Source organism: Streptomyces sp. NPDC091292 (assembly GCF_044757265.1).
Lineage (GTDB): Bacteria > Actinomycetota > Actinomycetes > Streptomycetales > Streptomycetaceae > Streptomyces.
This window is the reverse complement of sequence record NZ_JBIVUQ010000003.1, coordinates 391,835-404,041: the sequence shown is the minus strand read 5'-3', so window position 1 is coordinate 404,041 and position 12,207 is coordinate 391,835. Positions and strand designations below refer to the sequence as shown.

12 protein-coding genes are annotated in these 12,207 nt (G+C 70.5%); 4 read left to right on the top strand and 8 right to left on the bottom strand.

Features of this window, described 5'->3' with window-relative positions; translation table 11 throughout:
* Positions 1-115: 115 nt before the first annotated feature.
* The 7 genes from ACIQNU_RS13145 to ACIQNU_RS13115 form a co-directional block, all read right to left on the bottom strand.
* Complete coding sequence (locus tag ACIQNU_RS13145; protein WP_401365630.1) at positions 116-1,774, bottom strand: dipeptide ABC transporter ATP-binding protein; 1,659 nt, start codon at positions 1,772-1,774, stop codon at positions 116-118.
* Between the two features lie 125 nt (positions 1,775-1,899).
* Positions 1,900-2,916: an ABC transporter permease gene (locus tag ACIQNU_RS13140; protein ID WP_401365210.1), complete on the bottom strand. Its 1,017-nt coding sequence runs from the start codon at positions 2,914-2,916 to the stop codon at positions 1,900-1,902.
* On the bottom strand, positions 2,913-3,911 hold the full coding sequence (locus ACIQNU_RS13135; protein WP_401365208.1) for an ABC transporter permease: 999 nt from the start codon (positions 3,909-3,911) through the stop codon (positions 2,913-2,915). The genes ACIQNU_RS13140 and ACIQNU_RS13135 overlap by 4 nt, the downstream gene beginning before the upstream one ends.
* Before the next feature lie 4 nt (positions 3,912-3,915).
* Positions 3,916-5,634, bottom strand: coding sequence for an ABC transporter substrate-binding protein (locus tag ACIQNU_RS13130; protein WP_401365205.1), 1,719 nt, complete (start codon positions 5,632-5,634; stop codon positions 3,916-3,918).
* A 232-nt stretch (positions 5,635-5,866) separates the two neighbouring features.
* Positions 5,867-5,959 (bottom strand): Ms4533A family Cys-rich leader peptide, encoded by a 93-nt coding sequence (locus ACIQNU_RS13125; protein ID WP_401365203.1) that lies wholly within the window; start codon positions 5,957-5,959, stop codon positions 5,867-5,869.
* 56 nt (positions 5,960-6,015) lie between these two features.
* Positions 6,016-7,683, bottom strand: coding sequence for a DUF3152 domain-containing protein (locus tag ACIQNU_RS13120; RefSeq protein WP_401365200.1), 1,668 nt, complete (start codon positions 7,681-7,683; stop codon positions 6,016-6,018).
* An 8-nt stretch (positions 7,684-7,691) separates the two neighbouring features.
* Positions 7,692-8,723 (bottom strand): alpha/beta fold hydrolase, encoded by a 1,032-nt coding sequence (locus ACIQNU_RS13115; RefSeq protein ID WP_401365197.1) that lies wholly within the window; start codon positions 8,721-8,723, stop codon positions 7,692-7,694.
* Positions 8,724-8,848: 125 nt separating this feature from the next.
* Between ACIQNU_RS13115 and ACIQNU_RS13110 the strand changes: the two genes are divergently transcribed.
* From ACIQNU_RS13110 to ACIQNU_RS13095, 4 genes are all read left to right on the top strand, one after another.
* On the top strand, positions 8,849-9,079 hold the full coding sequence (locus ACIQNU_RS13110) for a hypothetical protein (protein ID WP_401365194.1): 231 nt from the start codon (positions 8,849-8,851) through the stop codon (positions 9,077-9,079).
* Positions 9,080-9,302: 223 nt separating this feature from the next.
* Positions 9,303-9,950 (top strand): TetR/AcrR family transcriptional regulator, encoded by a 648-nt coding sequence (locus tag ACIQNU_RS13105; RefSeq protein ID WP_401365192.1) that lies wholly within the window; start codon positions 9,303-9,305, stop codon positions 9,948-9,950.
* 214 nt (positions 9,951-10,164) lie between these two features.
* Complete coding sequence (locus ACIQNU_RS13100; protein ID WP_401365190.1) at positions 10,165-10,392, top strand: DUF3107 domain-containing protein; 228 nt, start codon at positions 10,165-10,167, stop codon at positions 10,390-10,392.
* 320 nt (positions 10,393-10,712) lie between these two features.
* Positions 10,713-10,976, top strand: a complete 264-nt coding sequence (locus tag ACIQNU_RS13095; RefSeq protein ID WP_401365187.1) for a hypothetical protein — start codon at positions 10,713-10,715, stop codon at positions 10,974-10,976.
* A gap of 79 nt (positions 10,977-11,055) precedes the next feature.
* Here ACIQNU_RS13095 and ACIQNU_RS13090 read toward each other — a convergent pair whose 3' ends face one another.
* A complete protein-coding gene (locus ACIQNU_RS13090; RefSeq protein ID WP_401365184.1) occupies positions 11,056-11,790 on the bottom strand; it encodes a ferritin-like fold-containing protein in 735 nt (244 codons plus the stop codon).
* Between the last annotated feature and the right edge of the window lie 417 nt (positions 11,791-12,207).

The window sequence follows — 12,207 nt, the reverse complement described above, 5'->3', positions numbered from 1 at the left end:
ATGCCGGTGGCGCGACGGACGGTTGTCCATCGCGCCACCAAAAGGGGTGAACGGACGTAACTTTCCCGAGCGGGTGGCGTTCCGTCGCGCTAAGGAGCGCGCGCGTCACACAGAGTTATGCGGCGGCCAACTCCTGGCGGGCCGCGCGGCGCCGCGCGGCGACCTCCGGGTCGAGCACGGGAACGGCCGCGAGAAGCTGCCGCGTGTACGGGTCCCTGGGCGCGCCGTACACCTCGTCCACGGGCCCGTACTCGACGATCCGGCCCGCGCGCATGACGGCCACCCTGTGGCTGACCTGACGGACCACGGCGAGGTCGTGGGCGATGAACACCAGGGCGAGCCCCAGTTCTCGCTGGAGTGCGGCGAGGAGCGCGGTCACCTGCGCCTGGGTCGTGACGTCGAGCGCGGAGACGGGTTCGTCGCAGACGATGATCCGCGGCTCGGCCGCGAGCGCCCGCGCGATGCCGACGCGCTGGCGCTGTCCGCCGCTGAACTCGTGCGGATAGCGGTCGTAGTGGCCGGGATCGAGCCCGACGCGCTCCAACAGATCACGCACGCGCGCGTGGATGCGTTTTTCGTCGCGCTCGCCCCGCGCGCGGAGAGGGTCGGCCACGGATTCTCCGATGGCGCGGCGCGGGTTGAGCGAGGAGACGGGGTCCTGGAACACCATCTGCACGGACGGCCGCACCGTATGCGCGTCCCCGTTCACATGCGCGTCTGCGTCCACGTGCCGGATCTCCCCGGACGTCGGCTCCAGGAGCCCCACGAGCATGCGGCCCAGCGTCGTCTTGCCGCTGCCGCTCTCGCCGACGACACCGAGGGTCTCGCCACGGCGCACGGAGAGGGACACCCCGTCGACGGCGGCGAAGGCCCGCCGGCCCCGCCCGAAGACGCGGCGCAGGTCCCGTACCTCAAGGGCGATCCCGCCGTCGACGGCACCCCGGCCGGTCCCCGAAGCGTCCTCCAGGGCATCGGCCGGGGTTCCCGCCGACGGACCGTCCACGCGCGGGACGGCCTGCAACAACGCGCGCGTGTACGGATCCCTCGGCGCGCCCAGCACCTCGGCGACGGGCCCTCTTTCCACCGCGCGGCCCCCACGCATGACAAGGACGTCGTCCACGCTCTCGGCGGCGACACCGACGTCATGCGTGACCAGGAGCAGTCCCATACCGGTCTCGCGCCGCAGGGTGTGCAGCAGGTCGAGGATCTGCGCCTGGACGGTCACGTCGAGCGCGGTGGTGGGTTCGTCGGCGATGAGCAGGTCGGGTTCGCAGGCCAGGGCCATGGCGATGAGGGCGCGTTGCCGCATGCCGCCGCTGAACTCGTGGGGGCGGGAGCGCGCGCGTCGGGCCGCGTCGGGAATGCCCACCCGGTCGAGCACGTCGACGGCACGCGCGCGTGCGGCACGCCGGGACGCGCGTGTGTGCACCCGGTACACCTCGGCGATCTGGTCGCCGACGGCGTAGTACGGGTCGAGCGACGACAGCGGGTCCTGGAACACCATGGCGGCCTTCCCGCCTCGCAGCCGTCGCAGCTCGTCCCCCGTCGCCACGGCGTCCGGCCCCTGCACGTCGACTCCGGCGACCCGGACCGTGCCGGTGACCCGGGCGCCCGTACCGCGGTGCAGCCCCAGCAGTGCGGAGGCGACGGTGCTCTTGCCGGAGCCGGATTCGCCGACCAGGCCGAGAGCGGCGCCCTTGGCGAGCGTGAACGACAGCCCGTCGACGGCGCGTACGTCACCGAACTCGACGGACAGACCGGCCACGTCGACCAGCGGCCCAACCCCGTCAATACCGTCAACACCGTCAATATTGCCAACCCTGTCAACGTTCTCAATGCCATCAATACGGTCAACCGCAGCATCAACACCGTCGACGTGATCAGTGGATTCGGTCCAGCTCATGACAGCACCACCCGTCGATCGGCCACCGCGTACAGCACATCGGCCACGGCGTTGGCGAGCACCACGAAGAAGCCGGTGACGAGCACCAGACCGACGACCACCGGCAGGTCGACGACATTGACCGCATGGACGAGTTCACGTCCGAGCCCCGGGATACCGAACAGCGTCTCGCTGAGCACGGCGCCGCCGAACATCGAGCCGAAGTCGTTGGCATTGAGGGCGATGACCGGGGCGACCGCGCCACGCAGCGCGTGCCGTCCGATGACGGAACGCTCACCGACGCCATACGCGCGGAACGTACGCACATGGTCCTCGGCAAGGGTTTCCAGCATGGACGCGCGCGTAAGACGTGCGTATTTGGCGGCCTCGATCAAGGCGAGCGACAGCCAGGGCAGCAGCAGGTTCCACGCCCACTGTTCGGGGTTCTCCGTGAAGGGCACGTACTGCGGGAAGGGCAGCCACCGCAACTGACCGCACAGGACGATCATCAGCAGCAGACCGATGACGAAGACGGGCGTCGCGGTCCCGGCCAGGGTGACGGCGGTCAGGACCCGCTCGGAGGCCCGTCCGCGCCGCCAGGCGGACAGGACACCGGTGCCGACGCCGAGGATCAGCCACATCACCATCGCGCCCAGCGCGAGCGACCCGGTGACCGGGAGCTTCGCCCAGATGAGCTGTGTGACCTGCTGGTCGCTCTGGTACGACAGGCCGAGGCAGGGCGCGGCGCAGTGTTCGACGGACGTGCCCGTGGAGTAGTCCCGGCCGGCGACGATGCCTTCCAGGAAGTGCCAGTAGCGCAGATACACGGGGTCGTCGAGGCGGAGCTGTTCGGCGACCTGCTGGACCTGGGCGGGCGAGCAGCGCTCCCCGCAGGTGATCTGGGCGACGTTGCCGGGGGCGACGTAGAAGACCACGTAGACGATGACGGAGATCGCCAGGAGGGTGACGACGGCACCCAGGACGCGCCGCAGAAGAAAACCGGTGAAGCCAGGAAAGCCGGGGAAGCCGCTCATGCCCTCGCCTCCCCCTTGCGCCCCGTCCCGATCCGCAGCCGCGAGGCCGCGCGCGGGTCGAGTGCCGTACGCACCCCGTCGCCGAGGACGGTGAGCGCGAGGACGGTCACGAACAGGGCGCCGGCGGGCAGCAGCAGGTACTGCGGCGCCGCCTGGTACCAGACGTCGGCGGAGGTGAGCATCTGTCCCCAGGACGGTGTGGGCGGCTTGACGCCGACACCGAGGAACGACAGCGCGGCCTCGATGGTGATGTTGACGGGCACGAGCAGGGCCGCGTACGTGATGACGGGCGCGGCGAGCGCGGGCAGGAGTTCGCGGCGGGCGATGCGCCACGTGGACCAGCCGCTGAGCCGGGCGGCGGCGACATAGTCGAGTTCCTTGAGCGTGATCGTCTGGGCGCGCACGATCTTCGCGGTCGAACCCCAGGCGATGAGGCCGATGATGAGCGCGACCAGAACCGGTCGCGGGAAGTCGCTCGGCACGATCGCGAGCAGCGCCAGCGCCATGATCATCAGGGGCATCGCGACGATGATGTCGGTGACGCGGCTGAGCACCTGGTCGAGGAGACGGTTCCCCAGCCCGGCGGCCACGCCGACGACGACTCCGATGAGGACCTGGACGACGGTCGCCGCGAGCGCGACGCCGAGGGAGACCCGGGCGCCGTGGACGAGCCGTGCGAACAGGTCGCGTCCGGTCTGCGGTTCGACGCCGAGCCAGTGGTCGGCGCTGATCCCGCCGAAGGAGCCGAGCGGCACTCCCCCGCGCGCGGAGTCCACGAGATGCGGGTGGTACGTGGTGGGGTCCTGGCCTTCCAGGGCGGTGAGCAGGGGCGCGGCGAGCGCGACCAGGACGAGCAGCAGGACGACGACCGCCGCGACGAGGGCGGCGCGCTGGGTACGCAGCCGCCGCCAGAACTGTCGGGCCCCCGAGGCGGGGGCGGGCACCGTGCCGGTGCCCGCCCCGGACGCCTGGGAGGCAGCGAGTGCCTCACTCATGGGGTCACTTCACCGAGACCTGCGAGATGTCCAGGACACCGGTCCAGTCACTGATGACGATGTTCTTGACGTCCTTGCCGTACAGCCGCTTGTAGACGGGGTGGAACAGCGGGACGGTCAGTGCCTGCTCGCCGATCTTCCGGTCAAGAGCGCCCCAGCGCTTGGCGGCAGCGTCAAGATCCGTCAACTTGTTGATCGCGTCAATCTCGTCATTGACCGTCTTGTCATTGAGGAAGCCGGTGTTGAAGTTCGCGCCGTCCTCGACGATCTGTCGACCGTCGAAGATCGGGGCGAGGAAGGGCCCGCCCGACGGCCAGTCGGCACCCCAGTGCGCGAGGAAGAACCCGGGCTCCGTCTTCGCGCTGTGGATGGTGTCCCGGTACTCGTTGTCCTCAAGGCCCTCCAGCTTGACGGTGATGCCCGCCTTCTTGAGGGCGTCCTGGAGGGCGGTCGCGATCTCGGGGCTGGTCTCGAAGTCCTTGGCGTTGGAGTGCGTCAGGGTCACGGTCAGCCCCTTCGCGTACCCGGCCTCTTTCAGCAGCTCACGGGCCTTCTGCGGGTTCCCCGCCGCGCCGGCCGGGAAGTGGTCGTAGGGCGTGTAGCCGAACGACTTCTGGTTCGGCAGATACGTGGTGGCGGGCTCGGCGAGCGACGAGCCGCCGGCGGCGTTGATCACCGATGACCGGTCGACGGCGTAGGCGATGGCCTGCCGCACCTTCGGGTTGTCGAAGGGCTTCACCTTCGGGTTGAACGCGATGTAGTTCGTGTAGCCGAAGTGACCGGTGCCCACGCGCGCGGCGAGCTGTTTGTCGCCGCTCACCTTGGCGAGTTCGGCGGGCCCGAGGTTGGTGTCGGTGGTGACGGCGCGCGCGTCGGCGCCCTGGCTCGCCGAGAGGCGCTGGTTGATGACGGACGAGTCGAGCCCGGAGCGGACCTCGATGGTGTCCGGGTACGCCTTGCGCTCGGCGTCCGTCGCGGCCGACCAGTAGGTATTGCGCTCCAGGAGCAGCCGCTCACCGTCGTTCTCGTTCTTGACGACCTTGTACGGGCCCGACGACAGAGGGCGCTCCTCGTACTTGGTGCCCTTGTCCTTCGCCTTGGGGACCGGCGTGAACTGTGTCTGGGTCGCCAGGTACGGGAACTCGCCCTCGGGCTTGTTCAGACGGAAGACGATGGTCCGCTCGTCGGGCGTCTCGATCGAGTCGAGCCCCTTGGCGTCCTTGTAGGGGCCCTGGTAGTCGGCGCCGCCGATCAGCCAGTCCCGCAGATAGGGCGCTCCGCCGGAGAGTTCGGCGGCGAAGGACCGCTCGATGCCGTACTTGATGTCGGCGGTGGTGATCGCGGTCCCGTCCTCGTACTTGAGGCCCTTCTTCAGGGTGTACGTCCACACGGTCGCGTTCTCGCTGGGCGTGCCGAGGTCCGTGGCGAGGTCGGGGACGACCTTCGCGCCGGCGGCGCCATCCTCGCGGTTGCGGGTGGTGAGGGTGCGGAAGACGAGGGAGGGCACATTGCCGCCGCCGGAGGTGTAGAGCCGTGCCGGGTCGAAGTCGGTCTGCGGGTTCGAGTTCAGGACGGTGAGGGTGCCGCCCTTGCCCGGCTTGTCGTCTCCCCCGCCCCCGGCATCGTTGTCCTGGGGCCCGGCGCAGGCGGCGGCGCCCGAGGCCAGGACCAGGCTGACGGATGCCGCTGCCACACGGCGCGCTATGACGGACGCTTGACGCATCGGAAGAGAACCTCTCGGAGAGTGCCGCGCGGTGCGGCAACAGGCGGAATCGCACTGTGGCCGCCCTGGGGCACGCCGAGAATCCGGACACCGGTGGTGCGGAACGCGCGCGGGGAACAGCACGCGTCCCTACGAGGTCGGAACACGAACAGCACGGAAACGCGAGGGAATCCGCGGGAGTCGCGCACCACCGGAAAGCGGGGGAAAAGCCGACGTTTCGCCAGGGCGGACGTCAGCGACAGTGAATGTCGGCCACGCAGAGCGCGGTCACGCCGAAGAGCGCCAGCTCAAAGGCGGCGTGCGCGGAGGCGTGGGGGGACGACATGCGGAAAAATATGAACGAACTTCCGGCGGATGTCAACGCGCTCCGGTGACTCACCGTCAATTGCCAGGAAATGCCCAAGGGTTGGCGCGGCAGCGTATTCCGTCATGGTCGAGGAACTTCGTCTGCTGCTGCATGACGGGCGCGAGCGCGCCGTCCTTCTGGCAGGTCACATGGTTGAAGCCGAGCCGATGACCGACCTCGTGGTTGATCAGCATCTGCCGGTACGGATGAATGTCGTCGCCGTAGGTCTCGGAACCCTGCGCCCACCGATAGGCGTTGATCATGACGCGGTCGGTCGAGGCGGAGTCGCACGACACATTGTCCTGAGTGGTGTCGAGTCCGGACTTGGCGCACCAGTCGGCGGTGGTTCCCGGACTCGCCAAGGTGATGACGAAGTTGACCTTTCCGGAGGAAACGCGCTCGAAGGTACGGCCGCCGTTGTGTGCCCAGCTCCTGTTGTCGTTCAGCGTCTTCTGCACGGCATCCGCGAAGAGCCGGCCGTCGAGTCCGAGGCCCTTCTCGACGTCCACGCGATAGCGGAACACCTGCCCGCGCCCCGGCGCCTTGACGAACCCCGGGACGACGGAGAAATCGCCCGACGCCTTCAGTTTGGGATCCAGCGGATAGGTCTTGCCCATTTTCTGCGCGTACGTCAGTGGGGCCGCCACCGCCGACTCCTTGGGTGTGGGGCGGTCGTCGGACCGGGACGCGGGGTCCTTGGTCACCCGCTCCGTACCGTCGGCGCTGTTGGCCTGCGCGTCGGTACCCGACCGGTCGTCGGCGACCTGACCTGCGACGACTACGGCCAGCACTGTGGTCACGGCCGCCGCCGCGATCCCCGTGAGGGCACGGCCGCGGCCCCCCTTCGCGCCCTTGTCACCGGTCTCGGTCTCCGGCTCGCCGACGGGCGAACGCGGCGGCCCGACCGTCCGTACGGCCTCCCGCACGGCCTCGTCGCCGACCGGGGCGTCGAAGTCGGGGTCCCAGTCGGTGACCGAGGCGAACGGGTCCGAGGCGGCCTCCTGGGGCGGCCTGCGGCGCTGCGGCGGGGCGTAGGGGCCCGAGGCGTACGGGGCCGCCGCATGCGGCGTGGAGGCGGTCGCGTACGGGTCCGGGGCGCTACGCGGGGCGAAGACGTCCTCGTCCTCGAAGGCGTCCACGTACTCCCTGCGGGGGCCGGGGATACGGGGGCCGGGCGGCGGCCCCTGCGAGGCAGCGCCGTGTCCGGTGGCTCCCCGGGGTCCACCGGCACCCCAGCCGCCCCCGCCCTCGTGCTGCTCCGGGTGCCCACCACGGACATGCGGCGCACCCGGCCCCGCCGCACCGGGAGGCCCGACCCGGGGCACACCGCGCGCGGGAGTCCCGTCAGGGAAGCGCGGCACACCATGAGCAGGCGTCCCGTCCGGGAAGCGGGGCACACCATGAGCCGGGGTCCCGTCCGGGAAGCGGGGCACACCATGAGCCGGGGTCCCGTCGGGAAAACGCGGCACACCACGCGCGGGAGTCCCGTCCGGCATCATCCTGGGCACCCCATGAGCGGGTGTCCCGTCGGGGAATCGCGGCACCCCGCGCGCGGGAGTGCCGTCCGCGAACCGGGGCACCCCCTCTGAAGTTGATGACGTCGGTGAAGTTGACGACGTTGACGACGTTGATGAAGTCGCGTTGCCGACGTCCTTGGCCTTGTCGCCGTTCTTCGCCGGTCCTCGGCGGCTGTGCCGTCCCACGCGCCGTCTCAGCTCCCCGCCTGTGCCTCGGCGGTCCCGCCGGTATCGGCGCGGTCCGCGGACTCCGTCGCCCGGACCGGACCGTCCAACTCGCCCAGATCGGCGAGGAGTTCCCGGAAGGCCGTGGCGACCGTCTCGGGGTATTCCATCATCGCCACGTGCCCGGCGTCCGGCAGGGTCAGCAACCGAGCGTCACGAAAGGCCCGCGCGGCCCGCTGCGCCATGCGGTACGACACCAATTGATCCCGTCCGCCGTAGATGAGAAGCGTCGGCGCGAGCACGCGCTCCGCCTGCCGCCACAGCCCGTGCTGACCGCCCAGCGTGTAGGCGTCGACGATCCCGCGCGCGGAGCGCGACATGGCGTCCCAGAAGTACGGCAGTGCGAGCCGGCGCTCCGTCTCCTCGACCGCGGCCCGCACCCCTTCCGGTGTCACCCGCCCCGGGTCGCCGTAACAGAGCGCCATCACCCCCTGCACGCGCTGCTCCGCCGACCAGCCCTTGGTGAGGCGGGCGAACAGCCCGGCGCCCCCCGGCAGCGCGAGCAGCGCGGTCGGCAGGGCGGTGCGCTGCACCCGGATCTCCGGCAGCGCGGGCGAGATCAGGGTGAGGGTGCGGACGAGGTCGGGCCGGACGGCAGCCACGCGCGTGGTGACGGCGCCGCCCAACGAGTTGCCGAAGAGGTGCACGGGGCCACGGTCCGACGCGTCGAGAAAACGGATCACCGCGCGCGCGTGCCCGGTGACGGAGTAGTTGCCGTCGTCGGGCGGCGGGGAGTCGCCGAAGCCCGGCAGGTCGAGCGCCTCGCTCTCCACGACGTCGTCGAGGAGGGGCATCAGATCCGACCAGTTCAACGAGGATCCGCCGAGCCCGTGCACGTACAGCGCGGGCGGCAGGCCGGTGCGGGCCGCCGGGCGGGAGCGCACGGTCAGCGACAGTCCGGGGAGCCCCACGGTCCGCAGGCGCTCGCCCTCGGCGGCCCTGACGGCACCCACCTTGGGCAGGGCGGCTGCGGTGAAGCTCGGCAACTCCGTCGAAGACATGCGGCAATGTTACGAGACGATCACGCACAGGTTCATGTGTTCGCCGTCACAGACCGCGTAGCGTCGCCATCCCGACTCTCCTACCCTTCAGGTGAAAGCACACGTACCGCTCGGGAAGAGGACATATGAATGTCGACCCCAGTGATCCCGAGGCGTACTACGAGGAAGACCCCGACACCACCGAGGCCGCCGAGATCGACGTGGAGGCGAACGAGGCGGACGCGGCGGAGCAGTTGACGGACCTCGCGCGCGACCGGGACGACACCCTGGAGGACTCGGACCCCGCCAAGGCGGACGAGGGCGACCTCGTGGAGCAGGCCCGGGTCGTCGCTCTGGACGAGGACGACTACCGCTGACAAGGCAGGTCACGGCCCGGCGCCACCCGAACCGCCCCGGACGATCACGCTCCGTCGCCGCAGGGGCCCGGTGGGGCGCCCTGTGTACGGTTCAGCTGCGTCCAGTGCGTTCCGCCGGCGTCCGGTCCGTGAAATTCTGCGTTCGCACCGCGCACGCCATGGTTACCGAAAAGTACGATGGCGAGGCGGCGCACACCGCACATGGTCAATCTTGGGAGGCGGCGTGACAGCCATCGAGCAGACAGAGGCGGCACGCCCGCGCGGCACTCGCCTGCCGCGCCGTGCCCGACGCAACCAGCTCCTCGGCGCGGCCCAGGAGGTCTTCGTCGCGCAGGGGTACCACGCGGCGGCGATGGACGACATCGCCGAGCGGGCGGGCGTCAGCAAGCCGGTGCTCTACCAGCACTTCCCGGGCAAGCTCGACCTGTACCTGGCCCTCCTGGACCAGCACTGCGAGGCCCTGCTGCACTCCGTGCGCACGGCGCTCGCGTCGACAACGGACAACAAGCTGCGCGTGGCGGCCACCATGGACGCCTATTTCGCGTACGTGCAGGACGAGGGCGGCGCGTTCCGGCTGGTCTTCGAGTCCGATCTGACGAACGAGCCCGCGGTGCGTGAGCGCGTGGACCGGGTCAGCCTCCAGTGCGCGGAGGCGATCTCGGACGTCATCGCCGAGGACACCGGGCTCTCCAAGGAGGAGTCGATGCTCCTCGCGGTGGGTCTGGGCGGCGTCTCGCAGGTCGTCGCGCGCTACTGGCTGTCCAGTGCGAACGGCATCCCGCGCGACACCGCGGTCCAGTTGCTGACGTCGCTCGCGTGGCGCGGTATCGCGGGCTTCCCGCTGCACGGCACGGACCAGCAGCCGCACTGACGGCACCGACCAGTGGCGGGCGCCGCGCGTTCCGGGCCCGTCCCGGCAGGAGCGCCCGGCCGTCCCGCGCGGCGCCGACCCGCGCTTTTGTTCCCGTCAGCTGTTCGCTACCGGCGTGGTCGGCCGGAGCATTCACCTCCCGTCACCGGGCTAGGGTGTGCGAGGTACGGCGCGGACGCCCGCGCACATCACTGACCGTCGGAGGGACAAAGCCGTGGAGGTCAAGATCGGCGTGCAGCACGCGCCCCGCGAGATCGTTCTGGAGAGCGGGCAGACCGCCGAGGAGGTCGAGCGCGCGGTGGCCGAGGCGCTGTCCGGCAAGGCGCAGCTGCTGAGCCTCGTGGACGACCACGGGCGCAAGGTGCTGGTGCCGGCGGAGCGACTCGCGTACGTGGAGATCGGCGAGCCGACGCAGCGCAAGGTGGGCTTCAGCGCGCTGTAGGTCCCCTGCGCGGGCTCCCGCGCGCGTGGTGCGGCGCTCCCACGGAGACGCAGGGCACGCGGGGAGACGCGCGGAGACATCGTCCGCGTACGCCGACCGCGTTCACCGCAAAGGCGGGCGCATCCGGCATACGAGACATAGAGGAGAGCGGTCCGGTGGAGTCAACCACCGGGCCGCTCTTGCGTGTTGGGTTCCGGGCGCCTCTCGATTCGTCCACAGGCGCATCACAACTCACGCACAGCGGAGGATTGCATTCCGGCCACGGGGGGTAGGACGGCCTACGAGCGATTCGCCACTGGCCGTGCGGGAGGGACCACAGAATGCTTTGGGAAGCGCTGGGCTCCGGAGTAGTCGGTCTCGCCCTCGCGTGGGTGGCCCTCCGGCGGGTGCCGGACCGGCTGCCGACCCCGGCCCTGGTCCTGCCGACCGGAGTCGCGGGCGCCCTGTTCGGCGCCTTCGTGACGCACACCGCGCTGGGCGCGGGCAACATCGCCGCGACCCTGATCGGTGCCGCGGCGATCTCGACGGCCCTGCTCTCGCTCCTGCTGCGCCCTAGGCGCCTGCGCAGGTCGGTGCACGCATAGCTCCGAAGGGGCCCGGAAGCCCCTTCCTAGCTGGCTCGCATCCGGCCCTTACTGACGCTTACCCGCGCTTACCGGCTCCTCAGGCCGCGAGGCCCAGCGCGGCCATCCGCTTGGTGTGCGCCTCGGTGATCCGCGAGAACATCCGGCCCACCTCCGCCAGGTCGAAGCCGTCCGCGACACCGCCGACGAGCATCGTCGACAAGGCGTCCCGCTCGGCGACCACCCGCTGCGACTGCGACAGGGCCTCCCCCATCAGCCGCCGCGCCCACAGCGCCAACCGCCCGCCCACGCGCGGGTCGGCGTCGATCGCGGCGCGCACCTTCTCGATGGCGAAGCTCGCGTGCCCCGTGTCGTCGAGGACGCCGAGCACCAGACCGCGGGTGTCGGAGTCCAGCCGGGCCGCGACCTCACGGTAGAAGTCACTGGCGATCGAGTCGCCGACGTACGCCTTGACGAGCCCTTCCAGCCAATCCGACGGCGCCGTCTGCCGGTGGAAGCCGTCGAGGGCCGCGACGAACGGCTCCATGGCCTCCGTGGGCTCCGCGCCGACCGCCGAGAGCCGGTCCCGCAACTGCTCGAAGTGGTGGAACTCCGCCGACGCCATCTTCGCCAGCTCCGCCTTGTCGGCGAGCGTGGGCGCCAGCTTCGCGTCCTCGGCGAGCCGCTCGAACGCGGCCAGCTCCCCGTACGCCAGCGCGCCGAGCAGGTCGACGACCGCGGCACGGTACTGCGGCTCTGCGGAGGCCCGCGCCCAGTCCTGGGCGGCGACTCCGGTGGGTGCGGGTGCGTCGGGAGCGTGGTCAGGCGTCGTCATGAAGCGCACAATAGCCCGCTCACGGCAACCCGGAAGTCCCTGGTCAATCACTGTGACGACCACTACGTGACGAATTCGGCCAACGCATGTGCGCGATTCCGGGGTATGGTGGTAATGCGTCCGCTGAGTACGCCCCCGTACATGAGTGCACGGAATCGAGTGCATGACCGTACCTCGACGACTCGGCGGGCACATGAATGAGGATGCCCGGTCGGTGGCCCGATCGGCTCCGACCCGACAGCCCTCCCACGCGGTACGGCACTGTGCGTACGGCATCCGGAGGGGCCCTCAGCGGCACGACAGCTCCGAGCGTCGGCAGTGGTCCCATGCGACGCGGTCCGCCCCCCAGGCGGCCGGCGGTACACAGCACGGTCACGACCCCCAGCGCTCGCCTCACGCCGCGTCTCACAGAAGAGG

What these genes read in the sequence shown, in the direction of transcription:
- ACIQNU_RS13090 (WP_401365184.1), bottom strand. Translation starts at nt 11,790, where the DNA reads ATGACGACGCCTGACCACGCTCCCGACGCACCCGCACCCACCGGAGTC.
- ACIQNU_RS13130 (WP_401365205.1), bottom strand. Translation starts at nt 5,634, where the DNA reads ATGCGTCAAGCGTCCGTCATAGCGCGCCGTGTGGCAGCGGCATCCGTC.
- ACIQNU_RS13140 (WP_401365210.1), bottom strand. Translation starts at nt 2,916, where the DNA reads ATGAGCGGCTTCCCCGGCTTTCCTGGCTTCACCGGTTTTCTTCTGCGG.
- ACIQNU_RS13135 (WP_401365208.1), bottom strand. Translation starts at nt 3,911, where the DNA reads ATGAGTGAGGCACTCGCTGCCTCCCAGGCGTCCGGGGCGGGCACCGGC.
- ACIQNU_RS13115 (WP_401365197.1), bottom strand. Translation starts at nt 8,723, where the DNA reads ATGTCTTCGACGGAGTTGCCGAGCTTCACCGCAGCCGCCCTGCCCAAG.
- ACIQNU_RS13125 (WP_401365203.1), bottom strand. Translation starts at nt 5,959, where the DNA reads ATGTCGTCCCCCCACGCCTCCGCGCACGCCGCCTTTGAGCTGGCGCTC.
- ACIQNU_RS13110 (WP_401365194.1), top strand. Translation starts at nt 8,849, where the DNA reads ATGAATGTCGACCCCAGTGATCCCGAGGCGTACTACGAGGAAGACCCC.
- ACIQNU_RS13095 (WP_401365187.1), top strand. Translation starts at nt 10,713, where the DNA reads ATGCTTTGGGAAGCGCTGGGCTCCGGAGTAGTCGGTCTCGCCCTCGCG.